Origin of the sequence: Trichocoleus sp. FACHB-46 (assembly GCF_014695385.1) — a bacterium.
Taxonomy (GTDB): Bacteria; Cyanobacteriota; Cyanobacteriia; order FACHB-46; family FACHB-46; genus Trichocoleus.
On record NZ_JACJOD010000013.1, the window covers coordinates 23,402 to 45,392 of the forward strand.

20 protein-coding genes are annotated in these 21,991 nt (G+C 48.6%); 10 read left to right on the forward strand and 10 right to left on the reverse strand.

Features of this window, described 5'->3' with window-relative positions; genetic code table 11:
* Positions 1-100: 100 nt before the first annotated feature.
* The 3 genes from ruvC to H6F72_RS30140 all read right to left on the reverse strand — a co-directional run bounded on the left by ruvC (position 101) and on the right by H6F72_RS30140 (position 4,177).
* Positions 101-580: a crossover junction endodeoxyribonuclease RuvC gene (gene ruvC, locus H6F72_RS07715; protein ID WP_190433440.1), complete on the reverse strand. Its 480-nt coding sequence runs from the start codon at positions 578-580 to the stop codon at positions 101-103.
* A gap of 22 nt (positions 581-602) precedes the next feature.
* Complete coding sequence (bchI, locus tag H6F72_RS07720) at positions 603-1,733, reverse strand: magnesium chelatase ATPase subunit I (RefSeq protein WP_190433441.1); 1,131 nt, start codon at positions 1,731-1,733, stop codon at positions 603-605.
* 86 nt (positions 1,734-1,819) lie between these two features.
* Entirely contained in the window at positions 1,820-4,177 is a 2,358-nt protein-coding gene (locus H6F72_RS30140) for a CHASE2 domain-containing serine/threonine-protein kinase (protein WP_348252022.1), read from the reverse strand.
* Positions 4,178-4,324: 147 nt separating this feature from the next.
* Here H6F72_RS30140 and dapB point away from each other — a divergent pair, with 147 nt between their 5' ends.
* Complete coding sequence (gene dapB, locus H6F72_RS07730) at positions 4,325-5,152, forward strand: 4-hydroxy-tetrahydrodipicolinate reductase (RefSeq protein ID WP_190433442.1); 828 nt, start codon at positions 4,325-4,327, stop codon at positions 5,150-5,152.
* A 517-nt stretch (positions 5,153-5,669) separates the two neighbouring features.
* Entirely contained in the window at positions 5,670-6,365 is a 696-nt protein-coding gene (locus H6F72_RS07735; protein WP_190433443.1) for a phosphate ABC transporter permease, read from the forward strand.
* Positions 6,366-6,387: 22 nt separating this feature from the next.
* Here the strand turns inward: H6F72_RS07735 and H6F72_RS07740 are convergent, their stop codons facing one another.
* Positions 6,388-7,017 carry a precorrin-8X methylmutase gene (locus H6F72_RS07740; protein WP_190433444.1) on the reverse strand — a complete coding sequence of 210 codons (630 nt, stop codon included), beginning with the start codon at positions 7,015-7,017 and terminating at the stop codon, positions 6,388-6,390.
* Between the two features lie 177 nt (positions 7,018-7,194).
* On the reverse strand, positions 7,195-7,998 hold the full coding sequence (locus H6F72_RS07745; RefSeq protein ID WP_190433446.1) for a TPM domain-containing protein: 804 nt from the start codon (positions 7,996-7,998) through the stop codon (positions 7,195-7,197).
* Positions 7,999-8,401: 403 nt separating this feature from the next.
* On the opposite strand from H6F72_RS07745, the gene H6F72_RS07750 reads away from it, so the two are divergent.
* From H6F72_RS07750 to gshB, 4 genes are all read left to right on the forward strand, one after another.
* The gene (locus tag H6F72_RS07750; protein WP_190433448.1) at positions 8,402-8,932 is read left to right on the forward strand and encodes a tetratricopeptide repeat protein; all 531 of its coding nucleotides are present in this window, start codon (positions 8,402-8,404) and stop codon (positions 8,930-8,932) included.
* A 281-nt stretch (positions 8,933-9,213) separates the two neighbouring features.
* On the forward strand, positions 9,214-10,707 hold the full coding sequence (gene hflX, locus H6F72_RS07755; protein ID WP_370527462.1) for a GTPase HflX: 1,494 nt from the start codon (positions 9,214-9,216) through the stop codon (positions 10,705-10,707).
* A gap of 39 nt (positions 10,708-10,746) precedes the next feature.
* Positions 10,747-11,013 carry a glutaredoxin 3 gene (gene grxC, locus H6F72_RS07760; protein ID WP_190433449.1) on the forward strand — a complete coding sequence of 89 codons (267 nt, stop codon included), beginning with the start codon at positions 10,747-10,749 and terminating at the stop codon, positions 11,011-11,013.
* Positions 11,014-11,120: 107 nt separating this feature from the next.
* Positions 11,121-12,146 (forward strand): glutathione synthase, encoded by a 1,026-nt coding sequence (gene gshB / locus H6F72_RS07765; protein ID WP_190433450.1) that lies wholly within the window; start codon positions 11,121-11,123, stop codon positions 12,144-12,146.
* Positions 12,147-12,233: 87 nt separating this feature from the next.
* On the opposite strand, the gene H6F72_RS07770 is transcribed toward gshB, so the two are convergent.
* Positions 12,234-12,905, reverse strand: a complete 672-nt coding sequence (locus H6F72_RS07770; protein WP_190433451.1) for a Fe2+-dependent dioxygenase — start codon at positions 12,903-12,905, stop codon at positions 12,234-12,236.
* A 164-nt stretch (positions 12,906-13,069) separates the two neighbouring features.
* On the opposite strand from H6F72_RS07770, the gene H6F72_RS07775 reads away from it, so the two are divergent.
* The gene (locus tag H6F72_RS07775; protein ID WP_190433452.1) at positions 13,070-13,330 is read left to right on the forward strand and encodes a hypothetical protein; all 261 of its coding nucleotides are present in this window, start codon (positions 13,070-13,072) and stop codon (positions 13,328-13,330) included.
* A gap of 37 nt (positions 13,331-13,367) precedes the next feature.
* On the opposite strand, the gene H6F72_RS07780 is transcribed toward H6F72_RS07775, so the two are convergent.
* The 4 genes from H6F72_RS07780 to H6F72_RS07795 all read right to left on the reverse strand — a co-directional run bounded on the left by H6F72_RS07780 (position 13,368) and on the right by H6F72_RS07795 (position 16,747).
* A complete protein-coding gene (locus H6F72_RS07780; protein WP_190433453.1) occupies positions 13,368-14,231 on the reverse strand; it encodes a 3'(2'),5'-bisphosphate nucleotidase CysQ in 864 nt (287 codons plus the stop codon).
* A gap of 131 nt (positions 14,232-14,362) precedes the next feature.
* Positions 14,363-14,716: a DUF1257 domain-containing protein gene (locus tag H6F72_RS07785; RefSeq protein ID WP_190433455.1), complete on the reverse strand. Its 354-nt coding sequence runs from the start codon at positions 14,714-14,716 to the stop codon at positions 14,363-14,365.
* A 145-nt stretch (positions 14,717-14,861) separates the two neighbouring features.
* A complete protein-coding gene (locus H6F72_RS07790) occupies positions 14,862-16,376 on the reverse strand; it encodes an AAA family ATPase (RefSeq protein WP_190433457.1) in 1,515 nt (504 codons plus the stop codon).
* Positions 16,377-16,480: 104 nt separating this feature from the next.
* On the reverse strand, positions 16,481-16,747 hold the full coding sequence (locus tag H6F72_RS07795; RefSeq protein WP_242016837.1) for a hypothetical protein: 267 nt from the start codon (positions 16,745-16,747) through the stop codon (positions 16,481-16,483).
* Between the two features lie 151 nt (positions 16,748-16,898).
* Between H6F72_RS07795 and H6F72_RS07800 the strand changes: the two genes are divergently transcribed.
* The 3 genes from H6F72_RS07800 to H6F72_RS07810 all read left to right on the forward strand — a co-directional run bounded on the left by H6F72_RS07800 (position 16,899) and on the right by H6F72_RS07810 (position 21,918).
* Positions 16,899-17,525 carry a hypothetical protein gene (locus tag H6F72_RS07800; RefSeq protein WP_199298963.1) on the forward strand — a complete coding sequence of 209 codons (627 nt, stop codon included), beginning with the start codon at positions 16,899-16,901 and terminating at the stop codon, positions 17,523-17,525.
* A 205-nt stretch (positions 17,526-17,730) separates the two neighbouring features.
* Complete coding sequence (gene infC / locus H6F72_RS07805) at positions 17,731-18,279, forward strand: translation initiation factor IF-3 (RefSeq protein ID WP_190433461.1); 549 nt, start codon at positions 17,731-17,733, stop codon at positions 18,277-18,279.
* A gap of 591 nt (positions 18,280-18,870) precedes the next feature.
* Positions 18,871-21,918, forward strand: a complete 3,048-nt coding sequence (locus H6F72_RS07810) for a HEAT repeat domain-containing protein (RefSeq protein WP_190433463.1) — start codon at positions 18,871-18,873, stop codon at positions 21,916-21,918.
* The last annotated feature ends 73 nt before the right edge of the window (positions 21,919-21,991 follow it).

Sequence of the window (21,991 nt, forward strand, 5' to 3'; positions counted from 1 at the left end):
TTTATCGCCCATAACCTTACGGCGCCTCTATAACTGCTTACATCTACCTCTGGAAGGGTCACAGAACCTCACTCAACTCTGAATCCATAAAGACGTGTCATCAGCGCTGAAACCAAGCCGTTAAGGCCACTGCCAGGCCGTCTGCCGCATCATCGGGTCTAGGGATGGCATCTAAGTTAAGTTCCCGTGCCACGGCTTGCTGCACCTCTTGCTTGTCGGCTCCACCGTAGCCCGTTAAAGCCTGCTTGATCTGAGCTGGAGTAAATTCCACAAAAGGTACTTTGTGCTGCGCTAGGACCAACATCAACACGCCACGGGCTTGAGCAACGGCGATCGTGTTGCCCATGCGGTAGAAAAACAGCTTTTCGATCGCCACTAGATCGGGTTGCCATTCGTTTAGCAGCGTATGCAGGTCGTCATAAATGGTGCAGAGGCGATCGCCCATTTCTGTATGAGCTGGAGTTTGGATTACCCCAAAATCAAGCAGGGTAGGAGCGTGGTTACCCTCGTCCCTACCCAAAATAATGCCAAAGCCTAGGATCGCCAATCCGGGGTCTAAGCCTAGGACACGTTTTTCCATTGTCGTTTAGCGAGCCTCTAGTTTAGCGAGCTCTGGCTCCAGTGCCGTTAGTCGCAGCCACCGCCTCAGTTTCTGCTTCTTCTAAGCCGAATACGCGATTAAACACTTTTTCCACTTTGTAGCCAGAATCAATGGATTCTAGAGGGTCTTTGCGGAGGCGGTGACGCAGACAAAGCGTGACCACTCGGCGAATGTCATCGACAGTGACTTCGGTGCGACCTTCCAAGGCTGCGATCGCTTTGGCAGCCCGATTGGTCACGATATCGCCTCGGAGCCCATCTACATCTAACTCAGAGCAAACCTGAGAGATATTCACGCGCAGATCGTAGTCCATGCTGACAGATTTGAGGCGTTCTTGCGCTCCCACTAAGCGCTCTTGTAGCTCATCCTGCTGCGCCTGATACTGCTCTAGGAAAGCTTGAGGGTTTTGGTCAAACTCAGTGCGTTGCTCGACGATTTGCACCCGTAGAGATGGCTCTTTGACGGTGCGGATCTCCGCGTGCATCCCGAAGCGGTCGAGCAGTTGGGGTCGGAGTTCACCTTCTTCTGGGTTCCCGGAACCAACCAAGACGAAACGAGCCGGGTGCCGAATCGAAATACCTTCCCGCTCAACTGTATTCCAACCAGAGGCGGCAGAGTCGAGGAGTACGTCTACCAAGTGGTCATCCAGCAAGTTGACTTCATCCACATACAGGATGCCTCGGTTTGCCTTGGCTAACAGGCCAGGTTCAAATGCTTTTACCCCTTCTGATAATGCTTTTTCGATGTCGATCGTGCCACAAACTCGGTCTTCGGTCGCACCAAGGGGCAAGTCAACCATGATGACTTTTTTCTGGGCAACTTTAACACCACCCTGCTGCTCTACCAGTTGTTTGACGGCATCGCTCATCAGCTCCGGATCGGTGGGGTGGCTGTTGAAGGGGTCGTCTGCTACTACTTCAATTTCAGGTAGCAGGTCAGCCAAGGCACGAATGGTGGTGGATTTACCTGTGCCGCGATCGCCCATGATCATGACACCGCCAATCTTAGGGTCAATTACGTTCAGCAGCAGGGCCAGTTTCATTTCCTCCTGACCCACAATGGCTGTGAAGGGAAACACCAGGCGGCGAGTAGCTGATTTTGAATTTGGGCTAGCTTGGGCAGTCAGACTCACAGGATTACCTAGATCTTAAGAATATTTGATGACTGTCTCTCATTTTGCCATACAGCCTAGAGCTAAATGCACTCCCAGTACTCGTATCAAGTTTCTAGCGCTTTAAGATCCCGCAAAACCTCACCAGCAGATTGGTATCGCTCGTTGAAGTAGTAGCAGATCATGCGATCCAAAACCGCCGCAAATTGATCGCTGACCTCAGTAAACTCTCGCCAAATCACAGTGCCCGTTTCAGGATTCGGTGACAGTTGGTAGGGAAAAAACCCGGTTAGGGCTTGAATGGCGATCATTCCCAGCGCATAAACATCGCTGCTGAGACCAGGGTATCCAGCTAGCTGCTCTGGGGGAGCATAGCCACGAGTACCGATCGCAACAGTAAATCCTTCTTCTTGGGCGCTCTGGCGGGAAGCACTATAGTCTTGAGGCTGCATTTGTTTCACAGCTCCAAAATCAATTAGCACTAGTTGTTGATCGAGTTGGCGACGCATGATATTGCTGGGCTTGAGGTCCCGATGAATCACATGACGTTCGTGCAGAAATGCTAAGACTTCTAAGATGGGCCTGAGTAACTCTACAACTTGAGCTTCTAACAACCGCTTGCCGGCAGGTAACTCCTCGCTGAGAGGGTGCCCCGCTATAAATTCCTCTACTAAGTAAAACTCAGCGTTCTCTTCAAATGAAGCTAAAAGTTGCGGAATTTGATCGTGTTTCCCTAGCTTTTCCAAAATTTCAGCTTCAGTTTTGAACAAGCGTCTAGCAGTTTGCAAAAAACGCATATCACTCCGGGCTGGCACTAAATGCTTCACCACGCACAGCGGATTACCGGGTCGCTGAGTATCTTGAGCTAAATAGGTCAAGCTAAACCCCCCGGATGCCAGGACGCGATCAATTTTGTAGCGCCGACTCAACAGGAAGCGAGGGCGATCGCTGATTGGGTCTTCAAGGTCATTAGCAACATGCTGATCTGAATAAGTGCGGGTATTAATGGCCTCAGTTGCATCATTAGACTTGGTGCTACTAGTGGGCACCTGGGTGGTGACACTCCGCTTGGTACTCTGGGTCGGGATTAAGGTGGTGTCACCACTTGCAGCACTGGTCGGAGCGCTAGTTAAAGCAATGGTTGGATCCCCACTTAACAAGGTTTGCAACAGGGCAATCGTTTTTTCTTGGTCTTCAACTTGTTCAGCGATCGTTTTACGCTCTTGATACGCCTGATAAGCAAAGTAAGAAACCAAGCTACCCGCTGTCGTGAGTAGGGCGATCGCAGGCGGTACAAAAGGAATCCAAGCAGACTGGGTAAACCAGCCATAGCAAACCAGATATAAGCCACCGACGGCAGCAATTCCTATCAAACCCAGGTAGACCGGATGCCGAACTCGCCAAGCCAACAAGGCCCCTACCGCCGCCCAGCCCCAAATCCACAATCCTTCAGCCCACTCAGGCCAAAACCAAACTAGCGATCGCTGGCCCAACGCCGCACTGATAAATTGACTGACCATGTGAGCATGAATCAGCACTCCTGGCATTTCTGGGTTGCCCTGCTCAATCGCGCTGTAGGGAGTAGGAAACAAATCTTTGATACTAGGGGCTGTGGTTCCGATCAAGATAATTTTGTCTTTGATCCAGGCTGGATTCACTTGACGCTGCAATACCTGCGTCAATGTCACTTGACGAGCCACTCGCTGGTTCGAGTGATAGCTCAATAAGACTTGATACCCGCCAGCATCACCGTTGCTGTAACCACCGGAATTTGGTTGTAACGGCGTAAACACAGCCTCACCCCAGCGGACTGCCTGGTAACTTTTCCAGGGCTGTTGCGGGGTAATTCCTCGGGGGGCCAAATACTTTGATGCCAACCGCAACGACAAAGAAGCAAATTCAGCGTTATCAGTTTCTCCGAAGAGAAAATTGCGCCGAATCACGTTGTCAGAGTCGAAGACAATATCGTTAAATCCCACCCGCTCACTTGGCACACCCGGCGGAGCCTTGGTCTTGTTGTTGGCTGTGTCCCCCAAGGTCGAGATTGTGACTACATTCGGTGCTTGTAGTTGTTGCAGCAGGGACGTGCGCCCCGGTGGCTGGGGAATTTCCCGCAGGATATCTAAACCAATGGCAGCGGGCTGGTAACGCTGGAGTTCAGCTAAGGCTTGCGCGATCGCCTGATCCGAGATTGGCCACCTATTTTGAGCTTGAATATCTGATTCGGTAATGGCAACTACAAGTAAGCGAGGGTCAGGTCCCAAATCAGGTTGCAGTTGCACTAGGCGATCGTAAGCCGCTAACTCCAGCAGTTGCCATCCTCCCACTTGCCGCACCCCCAGCACCAAACCTGTGACAATCACGCTCGTCACTAGAGCGGGTTGAGTCACCATCGGTATCAGCTTGCGCCAGCGTTCTAAGCTAGGCCGTGTAAAACGGATTTGATGCGCCAGTTTAGAGATCACAGAGGTCAGCCATTGGCTAGAGCATTAACAAGCAGACTTTTACCAAACTCTAACAGCTCTACATGACTAACCCAGCCTAGCTAAGCAATCGAATCACTGCCACTCGTTTAAAATGCGCTTATTCCGTCCAGAGACACGATTTAGATCATGACAAGTCAACTTCCCATTCCGGTTGTTGTTAACGGGGCTGCGGGAAAAATGGGCCGCGAAGTCGTCAAGGCTGTCGCCCAAGCACCTGATCTGACCCTGATTGGGGCTGTCGATCGCAATCCCAAATACATAGGTGAAGACGTAGGGGAAGTGGCTGGATGCGGCCCTTTAGAAGTGCCAATCCTTAACGACTTTGAGCCAGTCCTAGCGATGGCTGGGCAAGAGAAGCAGCTAGGAGTGATGGTCGATTTCACTCACCCAGACGGTGTGTATGACAACGTGAGAGCTGCGATCGCCTATGGTGTTCGTCCCGTTGTCGGCACGACTGGCTTAAGCCCCCAGCAGATTCAAGAATTAGCCGAATTTGCTGACAAAGCCAGTACAGGTTGTCTCATCATTCCTAATTTCTCAATTGGTATGGTGCTGCTGCAACAGGCCGCAATCCAAGCTTCCCAGCACTTCGACCATGTCGAAATCATTGAACTACACCACAACCAAAAAGCAGATGCTCCAAGCGGAACAGCGCTACAAACAGCGCAAATGCTAGCCGAGCTAGGTAAAAGCTTTAACCCAGCAACGGTTGAGGAAACTGAAAAAATACCAGGAGCCAAAGGAGCTTTAGCCGATGAAGGAATTCGTATTCATAGTGTGCGTTTACCCGGTTTAATTGCTCATCAAGAAGTCATTTTTGGCGCAGCTGGGCAAATTTATACCCTGCGGCATGACACGAGCGATCGCGCTTGCTACATGCCCGGAGTCTTGCTTTCAATTCGCAAAGTGATTCAGCTAAAGTCGCTGGTCTATGGCTTAGAAAAAATCCTTTAGACCCAGAAAAATTACCAAAAAAAATTGCCTGACCCTACAAGCCCCCAGGGTCAGGCAATTCACCTGTAAAGACGCTTTCCTAACCAGAAAAACCAAACAAATTTAGTTGCCCCCTACTTGTTTAGTCTTTCTGAACGCCTTATTCAGAATTAAATTCATTCTGCTACTTTTGCTCTATAAAAACTTCGAGGCAACTACGCAATTTTTAGACAGTAAAGATTGAACTTTCTGTGCTCAAATCCGTAGAATTACTCTCCTCTTATTTAAAGTTAAACTCATAAACAGAGGAATACAAAGAAATGAAGCGACCTGCCAACCACTAGAGCAGTACCTTTGGGCAAACTGCTAGTCTATAGCCAATAACCTATAGCCAAGTCTATCACTAGTAAATAAAGCGTCGTGGGTTCGAGTTGCCGCCAAAGTTCCTTCCCTTAAAAACTTCACAATGTTAGGCTCATAATATTAAAGCGATCGCCCACAAACTATTGCCAACTCAAGAATATATAAACTTGTACTAATGCTAGTTCCATTGACTCGCGAGAAATTCGAACAACTGGTTCCGCTCGTTGCCACTTTTCCTCAGTACAAATATCACTGGGGAAAAGTCTCTGACTTCTTAAAGCGACTTCTCATTTCTGTTGTGGGAGGGGTAGTTGTCACCATCGCCTACTCCGTTCTTGGAGAAGGCAGCGCAGGTGGGCTCATCCTCTTTTTCCTAGGAGTGGCAACCAGTCTCTATTGGCTCTGGGCTCCTGTTTTCTGGGCTACCCTCCGAAACCTAGAAGCTCGCAAACCACGCCATAGCGGTTTTTGGCAAGGCCGTGTCTTAGATGCCTACGTCAGCGAAGAACTGATTGGGACAGAAGAAACCGTGAATAAGCGGGGAGAGTTAGTCCTCGTAGAAAACCGCGAACGACGTCTGAACTTAGAAGTAGGCGACGAGAGCGGATTTAGAATTCCCGTCCAAGTGCCGCTGCGTCGGGAGCATAAAGCCATTCGCCCAGACCAAGTCGCTCATATGGTGGTGATGTCGCATTTGCCAGATCTGAGTCGCATTGCCAAAATTTCTGACATTTACATTCCTAGCCAGAATATTTGGGTGAGCGACTACCCACAAGTGCAGCGGGATAATTTCTTGGAAGTTAGCCGACGACTAAGCGCTCAACCCAAGCCTCGCAAATCCCCTCGCCGCCGCGCTGCAATGGACATGTAAGTCTCTGAGCCCATATCTAGACTCAACCCATACCAGGGCTGTCTTGACCGTAGGCTTTCCAAGCCAAATCTACTAAGCCATTCATAATTGCAGCGGCGACAACAGCGCTCCCTTTACGTCCCTCGATGCGAATATGGGGCACCAATGAATCCTGTAAGCGGTGTTTTGCAACTTCAATATCGACAAATCCAGAGGGAGTGCCCACCACTAGGGCGGGGCGAATTTCTTCTGCTTCAATTAAATCCACAATGACCGATAAGGCAGTTTGGGCTTGACCAATCACGAAAATGCCTTCTGGATAGCGACGTGCCAGGGTTTCAATACCCCAAGCAGCGCGAGTTTTATCTCTTTGAGGCCGAGTCAAAGCATCCATGCTGCAATATACCGGATTGGCAAAGGTATTTTGGATATTTGAAGTAATACCAACTTGTACCATCGGCACATCTACCACAATAGTGCTGCGGGCTGCTAAAGCTGCTGCCCCTGCTTGTAGTGCCTGCTCAGAAAAGCGAATCAAGGATTTGTACTCAAAATCAGCAGTGGCATAAATCACTCGACGCACAATTTCATATTCAGCCGGGGAAAACGTGTGTTCACCCATTTCTCGGTCAATGATTCCTAAACTCTGAGCGTCCGTAATATGCCACTCCATGCCTAACTTGTCCCTCAAATGCGTGCTTGGGGTTTGAGATAGTTATACACTCCTAAGCAGTCATACAGCGTAATTGCTATAGGACTGCTTGCACTTTAGGCGATCGCGTTGGTTCTATCCTCAGCGGATTGAAATTCAGTCTTGAGGAAATTTTGCCTGCATTCAAGTTACCACTGGTTAACTTTCAGGGGCGGAGGACTGAGTAAACATTGGTGAAAGATAAGCCACTAAAGCTCCTAGCATAAATCCCACCACGTTTCGAAACAGAGGTAGCCATTCTGAGGTACGCGTCACAACCGGACCAACACCAAAAGCAATAAATAAAATTCCCCACAGAGGCGAGAAAATTAAAGCCCATTGCCAAGCAAACACTTGGCCTTCCTTACGAGGATGAGCGGCAAAGCCGAAAATCACGCCTCCAACCAGTGAAGTAATTAGAGTAAGAATCCACTGTTCTTGAGGCAAACCGGGCACCACTTGGCACCCACCTTTACGTAAGCAGGCTTTGACGGACTCTAGGGCTTGAATGATGGCTTGGTCTTCACCATTTTCGCGCACAAAGAATTGGTTACCATAGCGGGTTTGCAGTTCAATCCAGAAGGTGCGTGGCATCAACTCATAAAAGGCATCCCCAACACTAAAGTTGAGGATATTACCGCCCCGTGCATCCGCAACTAGCAGTAGGCTTTTTTCATCTAGGCCCCAAAAGTCTTTCACCGCTCGCCCTGGAGTTTGATCAAATTGAGTCAAAACTCGAAGTTTCCAGCCTGTTTCTGCTTCAAAGGTTTCTAAATCTTTGGCCAAGGATTCTTCTTGAATGCCCGTAAGATTTTTTGCTAGATCAATGACCGTCGTTGGTTCACTGGGCAGCAGTTGTGGGTTTTCGTAGGCTTGGGCTGCTGGTGCGATCGCCCATATTGACAACGCTAAGCAGAAGGCAGCAAGGAAAGTAAGAAGCCGTCGCGGAGAAAGGTATGGCATTGGCAACGCTAGATTAAATCTAATAAGTGGATGCTATGAGTGACGCTAAAAATGGACAGCGCTCACCTATTTATCTTTACACTTGTTTACTTTAATTTAATCTTACGGACTGAGAGCGAAAGCCGTCAATTGCCATGGTTCGATCAAAATCTGGTGGATTTTCGCTAGTAACTCGTCTTTAGGGGCAACTTATTCGTTGAATTGTGGCGAAACGTGTACTTTGACGAAGCTTAATGGCCAATTTCTGTAAAAACTGATGAAGCTGGCAGCTCATCTGTCGGAACAGCGAGTACTCTCAGATTAAGAAAACCTAATGTTGCTCGCTATAGCCGCGAGTCCCTTCTTGGTTCAGGGCACTCTAGGGATCTGCGCTACTTTATTTGTTCCCTGTCTGACTATGTCTATGACCCAGTCATTTCAGTCATCCCAGGTTCAGCCTCTTTATCCACTTCCTCCAGTCAACTCAGTACGGAACAGACCTCAAGTTCGCCGCCAAGCTGATATTGACCCTCGGCAACGGCGGGAGTATGAAGACGCGATCGCCCGTTGTGATCAAGCGATCGCCCGAAAAGGTGATGATGTGAGCGCTTGGTACCAACGGGGACAGGCTCAAGCCAACTTGGGAGCCTATAATGAAGCGATCGCCAGTTTTAACCAAGCGCTAAGGAGCCAGCCTAATCATGCTGCCGCTCTAGTGTTTCGGGCTGTGGCTTTCATTCACTTAAATTGTTACGAAGAAGCCTTGCTTAGTTGCAATACAGCTTTAACGATTCAGCCTCACCATGCAGAAGCTTGGTTATTTCGAGGGGTAGCACTGCGTTATCTCAACCGCTACAAAGAAGCTTATGCTAGCTACGACCATGCCTTGGGAATTCGCAGACCTGCTAACTGGCTGAACCGGATCTCCAGAATTTTCGGTTGGTTTCGGCAGTAACGCTGCAAGCGCTGACGTTTTTATAGAGTTAGTAGAATAGAAGCTAGTGAATTTGAGGGCCAGTTCTCTGGTTAAGCAAGTCTATAGAAACGATCTACGGCAATCTTCAAGGTCTAAAATCTAGTCAGCTTAAGCAGCTGCAACGTCTGTACCATCAACGGCTACCGGGCGATCGCCTCACCACATCTGAATTTGCCCAACGACTAGCTGCCATTAGTACAGATCTCAACCAGCCTGTTTGTGTCTACATCAACCGACGCGGTCAGGTTATCCGGGTTGGAGTGGGTACGCCCCGTCAAACTCAGATTCCACCTCTAGAACTACCGCGTTACGGGGCCGAACGTCTCAGTGGCATTCGCTGTTTAGCGACCCAATTAAAAATTGAACCACCCAACGAAGCTGCTTTGACTGCTATGGCGATTCAGCGGCTCGATAGCTTGGTAATGATTACCTTGTCAGGTGCAGGATTTGAGCGGCGTGGGGGTGGAGCAACAGGCTATGTTAAGCACGCTTACTTAGCGCATCTAGTCCCACATCCAGAAGCGAACTGGACTGTTTCACCACCAACCGACCTGGATGATTTAGCGGCTCAAGATTTTCTAGATTTAGTAGAAAATTTAGAAGCAGAATTTGAGCGCGAATACGTCGCTCAACAAGTCGATCGCGACCACGATCAGGTGTTGATTGTGGGCTTGATGACCGATGAACGAAAATCTCAGCGCTTCCAAGATGGCTTAGTCGAACTGACTCGCCTAGTGGAAACTGCGGGTGGCACTGTGGTAGAAACCCTAACCCAAAAGCGCTCTCGTCCTCACCCACAAACTGTGGTTGGTGAAGGCAAAGTTCAAGAAATTGCGCTTGCCGCTCAAACAGTGGGTGCAAACCTAATTGCTTTCGATCGTGACTTACACCCAGCCCAAGTGCGTAACTTGGAAACTCAAATCGGCATTCGGGTGGTCGATCGCACTGAAGTAATTTTAGATATTTTTGCGCAACGGGCTCAGTCTAGAGCCGGGAAACTGCAAGTAGAGTTGGCGCAGTTGGAATACATGCTGCCGCGTCTGATCGGGCGGGGACAAGCTATGTCACGCTTGGGCGGTGGGATTGGCACCAGAGGCCCTGGTGAGACCAAGCTAGAAACCGAGCGTCGTGGCATCCAGCGGCGAATTTCTCGGTTGCAGCAAGAAGTCAACCAATTACAAGCTCACCGTTCTCGGTTGCGGCAACGACGCCAGCATCGCGAAGTTCCATCGATCGCGATCGTGGGTTATACCAATGCTGGTAAGTCTACGTTGTTAAACACATTGACCAACGCGGAAGTGTATACCGCTGACCAACTCTTCGCGACGCTCGACCCTACCACCCGACGCCTGATCATTCAAGATGCTGTGACTCAGGAACCCCGCTCTATTTTGCTGACCGACACGGTTGGCTTTATCCACGAGCTACCGCCGTCGTTAGTGGATGCGTTCCGAGCCACTTTGGAGGAAGTCACGGAGGCAGATGCTTTGTTGCATTTGGTGGATCTTTCCCATCCAGCTTGGCAAAACCAAATTCGTTCGGTCATGAAGATTTTGTCCGAGATGCCCATCACGCCGGGACCCGCGTTAGTGGCTTTCAACAAAATTGACCAGGTGGACGGAGATACTTTAGCCCTCGCTCAAGAAGAATTTCCTCAAGCTGTATTTCTCTCGGCCAGCGATCGCCTGGGCCTAGAAACCTTACGTCGGCGACTAGCTCAACTTGTGGACTATGCGGTTTCTTCCTGGGGCTAAACTAAGATCAAGAAACATTGCTTAACGATTGAGGTTGCTATGGCTTCTAAAGTTGAAATTTACACTTGGCGGACCTGCCCTTTCTGTATTCGGGCTAAAGCACTCTTAGACAAAAAAGGAGTTGAATACACCGAATACAGTATCGATGGTGATGAAGCAGCTCGCGCTGAAATGTCCCAACGTGCTAATGGCAAACGTTCTCTGCCCCAAATTTTCATTAACGACCAGCATGTTGGTGGTTGTGACGACATTCATGCCTTAAACGCTCAAGGCAAGCTTGATCAGCTTTTGCAGACTGCTAGCTAATTACTTATAAGTTAGCTAGTACATCGTGTAACGCCAAAAGCGATCGCATTTCCACTCAGTTGTTTCGTTAGTGCAAAAGTAGCCACACCGTTGCAGAGGGTAATTCATTGAAATTCGCATTTATTATTGACCCCATTCAAAAACTTGATCCTTGTCATGACACGAGTGTTGCCCTCATGGAAGCAGCACAAGAACTGGGTCATGAGGTATGGGTAACTCAAGCGAATTTATTGAGTGTGGTGAATGGTAAAGCCTGGGCAATTTTAGAACGGGTCAAGTTGACGCCCATTCAGTTAATAGATGGCCGCTGGGTGGCTGCTGAATCTTGGTATTCCCTAGGGAGTTCCTTGCAAGATTCCACCCAGGCTAAGAGTTTCGGCAATCTACGCCCGCTAGAGGAGATGGACGTAGTATTTATGCGAACCGACCCGCCGGTGACTACGGCTTACCTCTACGCTACTTATATCCTGGACTACATCGACCCCGCTAGAACCTTAGTCGTTAACTCGCCTAGTGGTTTGCGAGCGGCTAACGAAAAAATGTATGCCCTCCAATTTACCGAGGCGATCCCCACTACGATCGTGACTCAAGATAAGCAGGTGATTCGCCAGTTTGTAGAGCAGCAAGGAGCTGCGGTGCTCAAGCCGCTAGGTGGTAAGGCGGGGGAAGGCATCTTGTTCTTGCAACCAGGCGATCGCAACCTGAATTCCATGATCGAAATCAGCACCTTCCAAGGCCAACTGCCGATCATGATTCAGACTTACCTACCGGAAGCAAAAGCAGGTGACAAGCGAATTATCTTGCTAGACGGAGAGCCAATTGGAGCCGTTAACCGCGTGCCCACAGGCAATGAATTCCGGGGCAACATGGCAGTTGGCGGCAGGGTTGAGTCAGTGGATATTACCCCCAGAGAACGAGAAATTTGTGCTCAACTCGCTCCAGTGCTGCGGCGAGATGGCTTGATTTTTGTGGGGATTGATGTGATTGGTGGCTACCTTACTGAAGTTAATGTCACCAGCCCTACAGGAATTCGGGAGATCGATCGCCTGAACCAATCCCGTGTGGGTCATCAAGTGGTGCAGTGGCTAGAGAAAGCTAAAGCTAGCAAGCTCAGCTTCTCCTCCTCTGCCTAGTCGTTCAACACTAAGTGAGAGTTGTGGAGCCGTGATGGGCGAGCTACATCTGCCCGTCATGGTTGAGATTAGGTATTTGGTTAGGCATTAGGCATCGGCCCACTGGCGGAGCAAATTAGCGTGGCTTTTAGAAATTAAGTCGAACTCTGTCGTCTTGCCCTGTTTTTCAAACAAAGCTCGACGAGCCACATCGAGATCAAACAAAATTTCGCGTTTGTGGGGGTCACGCACTAAGCTTTGTACCCAAGCTACAGCAACTAATCGCACGCCTTCAGTCACAGGATTGACCCGATGTAGGGTAGAGGAAGGATAGACGATGGCTGATCCTGCTTCTAGCTTAAATGTAGTTTCTCCCTCAACTCCCTCAATCACTAGCTCACCGCCGCCGTAGCTGGAAGGCGAACTGAGAAATAGTGTTAAGGAAACATCCGATCGCCAAAACTCCTGCCCCCCCATCAAGGCGTTATCAATATGGCTGCCGTAGGACATGCCTGATTCATAGAGGCTAAACAGCATTGAGTGAATCAATCGAGGCTGGACAGCGATTTGAAACAGAGGATTGCGCCTCAGAGCATTTTTGATTGTCTCTTTCAGCTCTTGGCTGTAACTAGCTTCATTTTTGAGTTGGGTATTTTGCTTTACCAACTTTGCGTGCCAACCTGCTGTAGTTTTGCCATCGACAAAATCAGATGCATCGAGGTTAGAAACGACAGAATTTAGTTCTTCCGATGTCAGGACATCAGGGATGGTCAGCATCATTACAAGCAACCTCGAACAGCAGGAATCACAAAAAGGGACAAGCCATAAATTGGCCGAGTTCTAGCTTAATCAGTTCTGGCGGCTTTAGATTGCAATAGACTTAAAAACTTGTAGAATGAGCGACTTATTTATAAAGTACATAAAGAACTGAGGAGAAATACTCAATGCGTGCAAAGTCGGCTGGACTACTACTACTTCTAGGTTTGATCGCTCCCGTAGCAGGATGTGGCACAGAAAACGAAACTGCTCCCCCTGTTGAACAGACGGGTGGAGCAGGTGGTGAGGCAGGAACCACCACTTCTCCTTCCCCAGATGCTCAAGGCAGTGCTGGTGAAGGTGGCGAGGGCGGTGAAGGTGGAGAAGAAGGAACCACCTCTCCTTCTCCCTCTCCTGGCGGTGAAGGTGGCGAAGGCGGCGAAGGTTAAGGTTGAAATTCTCGACCTTTAACTAAACACTGCAAACCTATCTTTGGAGCCGTAACATCCCGATCGCTTTTTGCAGTTTGGGAAGTAGCGGCTCTATATAAGAAGGCCAGCCAACCAAAATGGGTTGCTTGTGGGCTAGCGTATCTGGATCAAGAGCATCTGGAGTAAAGCGGATTGGTTGCCCTTCTAGGTCGCAACAAACTAACCCTGCGGCTTTAGCGATCGCTAAAGGACCCGTCGTATCCCACAGCTTCACCCGTCCATTGAAATAAACATAAAGCCCTGCTCGGCCACAAATTACTTCCATGACCTTAAGGCCAAAACTGCCTAGCGTGTAGAACTGTACATCTGGAATTAGCTTTGCGATCGCTTCCCCAAAGTTGTTTTGATCTTTTGTGCCGATGATCATGGGGCAAAACCCAGATTGAGGTGGCGGTGGCTCTACAGGCTCTAACCGCTCGCTATCCTGTCCTGGTTTTTCTTGAAATAGTCCCCAACCGCAGCCGCCATAATACATTTGGTTCAGCATTGGCGCATAGACCCAACCCGCGATCGGTTGGTATTCCTGCAACAGTCCGACCATAATGGCGAACTCTGCTTTGCCTTTGATAAAATCCTCAGTGCCGTCTAGCGGATCAATCAGCCAAAGCTGCGAGTAGTGATCTCCAAAGGCTTGTCTTGATTGAGTATTCTCCTCCGTAATCAGACCATCGTGAGGAAATAAATTTGAGAAAGCTGTCGTCAATTCTTGATCTAAGGCGCGATCGACATTCGTTACGTAGTCATCCGGACCTTTTTGAGAAACTTGGAAATGCTCTTTCGCCAACCGTTCTACTTGCAAGCCGCAGCTACGAATCACTTGGCGAATTTTTTGATCTTGTTCAGTAGAAGGCAAGGGCATAGCAGGCGATCGCAACAGGGTTGGGACTATCTATCTTGGAAGTCACTCCCGTAAGTCTACACGATTGGCATAAAAAAACGGGCTAACCCGTTTTAGTGGTTAACCCGTAAGCTTGGGAACGCGCAGAGAAATTACTTTTGCAGAACTAGTTTAACGTTGGCATTTTGCAGACCAGGCCGCTTAACTTCTGCCAGAGTCTTATTAACTGCGTACTTTTGATTAATGGAGTTGATGAGTTCAGTTTGGTTGTGCTTCTTAGCAACGCCCCAAAGGTCAGCAATGAGATCGAAAGAACCATCACTATTGCGAGACCAGCCTAGGTCGTATTCACCTTCGAGAACAGCAACGATATCAGAACGAACTCTTTGACCGTTGTAGCCACGGACATCAGCTTCAGTCTTGACCGAGATACCCAAATCACGCAAGGAAGCCTTCAGGATTTCGGCATCAGTGATCTTGGTGCGCAGAGTGCTGAAGTGAGACATTTCGGATTTCCTCCTGGAGAGATTGAGAGAAACGACAACGTTTGATGTGATGAGAGGTTTACCGCGATGGTGGCACGGTATTTTGTCAAACTGCTAGCAACAATTTGCTAGCCTTTCCTCCTGTTGGGAGCAGGAGTGAAAGCCTTTAGAACTCCAGTCGCTGATATTCTGCGACGGAAGATGCAGCAGGTCGCGCGCGCTGCCTTGCCCAGTCTCTTAGGGCTGTCACCTGCTCGTTCATTGTCTTAGACAGAGGCAATGTTGACTTGATCGCAGCGATAATATCGAGCTGAGTAAACTCCCGTTCTTGGGCGAATGCCTCATACATCGCTGCAATCAACGCCTGTTCAATTTCTGCCCCGGAAAAGCCATCGCAAACAGTCGCGAGCTGGTCCAAATCAAACCGAGCAATTTCACGCCGCCGCTTGCTTAAGTGAATACTAAAAATCTCTTTGCGCTCTTCTTTAGTCGGCAGATCAACAAAGAAGATTTCATCAAAGCGCCCTTTTCTCAGAAACTCGCCTGGTAAGCGCTCCACTCGGTTAGCAGTCGCCATCACAAACACCGGAGAAGTCTTCTCTTGCATCCAGGTCAAGAATGAACCAAAAATCCGACTAGAGGTACCGCCATCCGAATCCGCAGAGCCAGTGCTACCTGCAAATGCTTTATCAATCTCATCGATAAACAAAATCGCGGGAGAGATCGATTCAGCGGTTTTTAAGGCATTACGCAAGTTGGCTTCAGAGCGACCTACCATTGAGCCGTCGTAAACTCGGCCCATGTCTAGACGAATTAGTGGCAAACCCCAGAGCCTAGAAGTGGTTTTAGCGATCAACGACTTTCCGCAACCTGGAACTCCTAAGATCAGCATGCCTTTTGGTTGAGGCAAACCATATTCTCTGGCTCTTTCTGTAAAGGCGTTAGAGCGCTGCTTAAGCCAATGCTTGAGTTCTTCTAAACCGCCAACGGAATCAATCGTCTCGTCTTCTTCGATGTACTCTAAGATTCCGTTACGGCGAATAAGTTGCTTCTTTTCAGATAAAACAATGTCTACTTCTGCTTCGGTCAGGCGACCCGCTGTAACTAAGGCTTTACGATAAACTTTTTCGGCTTCATCTCGGGTAAGTCCCAGAGCCGCTTTTAGGAGTTTTTCTCGTGCTTCGGTTGTAATCCGACGGTTGCGAGGTAGTTGGTCTAGTTGGTTGGATAGCACTTGATTTAACTCAGCCATTGTTGGCAGAGTGAAATCGAGGACTACAACTTCCTTTTCTAACTCGATCGGAACTTGCTGCACGGGAGACATCAAAATAATAGTTTTTTGTGTTCCCTTAAATCGGGCGATCGCATCTCGGAGACGTCGTGTAACTGCTGGAGAATCTTTGAAGGGGTGCAAATCCTTAAACAGGAACACGCCAGATGGTTGCCGAATGGCCCAATCAATCGCTGCTTCTGGAGAAACAGTGTTGTTTTGCACAGGACTACGGGACTGTTCGTGCCCTACCATCCCTTCAGTCATTGTCCAGATGAATAACTGAGGACGCTGGGGTGACCTAGCTTGAACAATTGCAGCTACTGCCTGCTCAGCCCGTTCCTCTTCAGAGGTAACTAGATAGATAAGAGGGTATTGAGCTTGAATTAAAATATTGAGCTCTTCTTGCATGACCATCGACCTACTAGAGACGGTGCAGACATTGCTAGATCCGAGTTCACCTGACCTGAAATTAATGCGGCACCCTTGCTAGCATTAACCTACAGGTTAGAGTCTTAACAAGGAACGAGTTCCTCACCCGGCTGATTAGGATTAGAGCCAACCTTTTGAGCTTGCTGAACTGGCAAAGATTGCCCAGCTTCATCTAACACACCTGGCTGGTTCTTGAGAGCAAGCATTTCTCCGTTTTGGACCACAACCGAGCTAGTGCACTCTGGACAGTTGTAGACCTGATGAGATTGGCCGTAGGCTGCTTCCACCTCATCTACCAACTCTGGGTGAGCCAGGTAGAAGACAACAGCTCGTTCAACAATTGTTGACATAGGCTCTGCATCGACTGCTGCCCGAATTTTCAACTTTCGATGCAGCTCCGGTGAAAGATACAACGTAACCTTTTGCTTCTCTTGCATATAACTTCCAGTTCTACCCGGGTATGTATCTGTCAGAATATCGACTCTGATATTTGCTGTCAAGATGGCAAGACGTTATGACGGCATCATTGTTACTTTTATTTACAAAGCAGGGTTGTCCATTCAACGAATGAGAACGAATCAGACAGTGAACCTTTATCGCTCTGGAACTAACCCTAGATCAGTCAGGTTGCCTGCCTTGGCTAGTTTATTGGCTAGCTTGGTTCTCCTAACGAGTTGTCGTAGTTCTGAGATGCCACTTGCAGGGACATGGAAGACTTACCATAACCCGCGCTATAACTTTGAATTTCCCTATCCCAGCAGTTGGACAGCCGAGCCACCCCCCGACAATCAGGATGGACAGGCTTTTCGCGACCCTAAAAATCCTCAAGCTGAAATTCGAGGGTGGGCAGGACATCAAATTAAGCCCATTACTACTAAGCAATCTCAACAGCAAGCGGCTTCTGTACCCCCATCAAAGTCAAACTTCACTACCGCCCAAGGTTTGTCTGGGGCGCTTAACGTCAACATCGGACCCGAAATCAGCTCAATGACCCTATCGCTACAACAAGGCGACATTCGCTACCACTGGCAAGCGCGATCGCCCAGTCAGCAGTTCGACGACTACTACCGCCTCTTCTATTACATTGCTCAGCAATACCGAGTGCCACCTCCATCACAGCAACCTTAGACCCGCAGAAGTGAACTTAGAAAGGGCCATTTCAGAAATTAAGTTAACAAGTAGCTAGAAATTTAAACAGACTGAGTAAAATAGCAAATATCAAGTGCAGCATCTAAACCAAACCCCCTCAGGGCGAGGATTGAGCGCACCCAAGCTGAGCCGTAATTTACACTTCTTCAACCTCATTATCCTTTAGCAGTAGGTCAAAACCGAGTTGTCAACCAGAGCACCTTTAATCGAGAAAAAACAAAATCGTGATTTACCCCAAATCAACGAGCGCATTCGATTTCCTAAGATTCGGGTAATTGATACTGATGGTGCACAACTAGGTATTCTTACCCCTCGGGAAGCGCTGCAAATTGCAGAGGAAAAAGAACTAGATCTCGTACTGGTTAGTGATAAAGCCGATCCTCCGGTTTGCCGGATTATGGATTACGGCAAATTTAAATTTGAGCAAGAGAAAAAAGCTAGAGAAGCTAAAAAGAAGCAGCATACTTCTGATGTGAAGGAAGTAAAGATGCGCTACAAAATCGAAGAACACGATTACAACGTTCGCATTAACCAGGCCGAGCGTTTTCTCAAGGCAGGAGACAAGGTCAAAGCGACAATTATGTTTCGAGGCCGTGAGATTCAACATAGCGACTTGGCTGAAACTCTGTTGATGCGGATGGCGAAAGACTTGCAGGAAATGGCTGAAGTTCAGCAATTTCCTAAAAAAGAGGGACGCAATATGATGATGTTGCTTGCGCCTAAAAAAGCCTAAGTCATCAGCATCCATATAGTCAGTCTCCAGCAAGCCTCACAGCTTCCTTAGCGATTATTACGGTTTCAGTCATAAGGCTGAGGCAGAGGCGATCGCAGAGCCTAGACGTGGATTAACACATCTATATCTCTTCGTAACGTCTCAAACAATATTAAAAATTTCCAAGAACAAGGTTGACTATAAAGCAGCCTTGTTCTTTTGCGTTATATCACTTTATCGATAGAACGATACAAAGATTCGAGCTGCCTGTACTTACTAAAACAGAGTCAAGGTTGGGAACGCTAAAAAAGCAAGGTTCTGCTTAGATTTGCTTCACCACTGTTCTCCTATAGTAATTTTGCTGTTTAAGTAGACACAGCCAGCCCAGCGTAGCCCCAGGAAGCTAATTTGGTGCAGAATCCTGTTCAGAAAGTGTCATCAATTGACATTGGCTCCTGTCTTGGAGCTCGAAGCATGTTTTTACTCTCAAGTCGCCACTTGCAAACCTGCGGTAAGCCGAACTCATTAATAGACTGAGTGCGACGAGCGGAAGAAATCATGTTTAGATGAGAAGCAACTCAACCAGGCTGCGATAGAGGAAATCAACGCTACATGACGCTAAAAAATCGGTGGCTTGCTAAAGATAGCCTTGGCCAAAAGCTACTGCGATGGGTCAACCTCCGCCCGGAAGAAAGCGAACGTACCATGTTGATGTTTGCTTTTTACACCACAACCTCTATAGGGTTGCTGTGGTTAGAAGCAAGTACAGTCGCCCTGTTCTTGAAGGAATACGGAGCCGATAAGCTGCCCTGGATTTATATTGCTAGCGCTGGTATTGGGTCAAGTCTAGGGTTTATCTACTCTTGGATGCAGCGAATTCTACCGTTGCGTCGAGTGATTGTTCTAACTGCGTTATTAATGGCAGTTCCCTTGCTCTTGTTTCGCTTTGGCCTTGATGCAGCAGGCGGGGCCACGATTGGCAGCCTTACGGTTCTAAGTTTGACCGTTTTGTTGATGCGGCTGTGGCTAGAAGCTATCTACGTGCTCAACGACCTCAATACCTCCATTACCGCCAATCAACTTTTTAACATCCGAGAAATTAAACGAACTTTTCCATTAATTAGTAGTGGCGTGTTAGTGGCAGATGTCATTAGCGGGTTTTCGCTGCCATTTCTCCTCTCGTTCATCAAGCTTTCTGATGTCATTCTAATTTCCTGCCTCGTCATGGCTTTGGGGGCAGGGGTTTTGTTCTACCTCAGCCAAAGTTACAACCAGTTTTTTCCAGAGGCTCCACGCAGACGTCTGGAAGAAGCGCATCCTGATCACCTGATTGCCCGTCGCCTCAAAGGGCCGTTACGCCGTTATGTCATCTTGTTGTTTGCCTTCTTCATGATGGCGCAGGTCTTGTTCTTGCTGGTAGATTTTCAATTTCTGAGCCAATTGGAGAACCAGCAATTAGAAGGGCAAGGATTGGTCGGTGGGATTGCTAGCTTTTTAGGCCTCTTTAATGGTGTCCTTGGCATTTTTGAGCTAGCAACGCAGTGGTTTGCCTCTAGCCGAGTTATTGAGCGCATTGGGGTGTTTACGACCGCGATGTTTTTGCCAATAGCAATTATTGCTTTAGGCTCTTTTTCGATGACAGGTCTCGTGCCGCTTTTTGTTGGGTTAGTGATTCTTAAGTTTTTAGATGAGTTACTGCACTACACCTTATTTACCAGCACTGGCCCTGTGCTTTTTCAACCGTTACCTGAAAGTGTCCGCAGTGGGCTGCAATCTTTGGTCCGAGGTGTGGCTGAACCAATCGCCACTGGTTTAACCGGACTCAGCATTTTAGGGATTATTTGGTTTTGTCGGAACACGCAGATAGGCGTACAGCTACAAGATTGGATCTTTTTGGCCCAAATTATTCTTCTGGCAACGATTTGGTTATGCACAGTTTGGTTGCTACGGAGCCGCTATGTTGGGCTACTGGTGGTAGGTGCAGAACGGGGACAACTGAGTATTTCAGATGTCGATTTGCGGGAGCTAAAGCGAGCTGTAATTGAGACACTTAATCGTCCAGGTACAGAAGCAGATAAGCGTTCTTGCATTGAATTACTCAGCCAGATCGATCTCCAAAATGTAGGGGAGGCGCTAGCTCCATTGTTGGCTAATTTGCCACCAGCCTTGCAGCGGCAGAGTTTAGAGGCGATGTTGGTGCATCCCAGTGAATCTTACGTAAACCCAGTTAGAGCCCTAATTGAACAACCTCTGTTTCCAGAAGTGTTGGCAGTAGCGTTGCGCTATATCTGGCTCACAGAGCGAGAGCCAGATATTCGTCAGTTGCGGCCTTACCTACGCCCAGAGGTGGATGCGGTGGTACGAGGCACGGCTGCCTCTCTCATGTTGCGCCGGGGCACACCTCGACAGAAAGCGGAGGCTACCAACACCTTGCGGCAAATGCTCACCCATAAACAAGAGCGGGAGCGGGTGATGGGCTGTCGCGCTTTGGGAGAAGCTGTTTACTTGCAAGCGCTGCGGCTTTACATCCCGACTTTGCTTCAAGATGAATCTTTACGAGTGCGTTGTGCTTTACTGGAGGCGATCGCAGCCACTCATTTAGAAGAATATTATCCTTCTCTATTGCGGGGCTTGCATTACAAATCCACCCGTGAAGCCGCTATGCGGGCACTGGTCAGGCTAGACAATGAGGCGATTCCGCTGTTAGTAGAGCTGGCAGAAGATATTCACAAGCCCGATCTAGTCCGGATGCAAGCTTGGAGCGCCATTGGACAGATTGCGAGTCGAGAGGCCTTAGATGTACTTGTGGCTCATTTGATGACGGCTTGGGGAGCCAACCGACGCAATGTTCTCCGAATCTTGTTGAAAATGCCCCATGAACTCGGAATTGATGCTATATCCGATCGCTTGGGACGAAGTGGGGTTGAAACCCTAATCGATCAAGAAATTCTGTTTATTGGTCAGCTTTACGCTGCCTTAGTCGATCTCAGCTGGGAACAAGTTTTAGGGGCAGAAGCGGATTTACTGCGCCGGGCCTTGACGGATGTGCAAACTGATGCCGTGGAGCGCTTATTCTTGCTCATGAAGGTACTTTATCCTTTAGAAGCGATTCAGGCAGCTTCGATTAATCTACAATCTGCCTCACCATCGAGCGTGGCTCAGGGGCTGGAAATTCTAGACAATACTTTAGATATTGCTAACAAGCGGGCTCTACTCAGTGTGCTCGATCGCCGTCCAGACTTAGATAAACTGCAAAGCCTCTCTGATATGGTGACCTATGAACCGATGAATGCCAGCGATCGCCTGCGCTACTTATTAGATTTGCGATACTTTCTACCCGACTGGCCTTTAGCTTGCTGTTTTCACTTAGCCCGCCAAGCTCGCTGGAGCCTGACGTCTGAGCAGATTTTAGCTTGTCTGCGCTACCCCACAGGGTATGTGCGAGAGGCAGTGCTGACTTATTTGAAAGTTGCCTCTCCGAGAGCACTCAAGGAGCTTTTGCCCAAGCTCACCAATGACCCAGACCGATTGGTAGCCGCTCAAGTACAGCAGATGATGGCAGAATTGGGCTTAAAGCATTCCAGACCTCAACCAAACGGCTCTAAACCACCGGGTCCCGCTGCTAATTTCTCTGATATCGCAGGCTTAGAAACTATTTAACGCTCCAGCGTTGCGCTCTAAACCACGGTAACTTTTAGACCCGTTCTTTAAATCCTCGTTCTCTCGCTGCGTT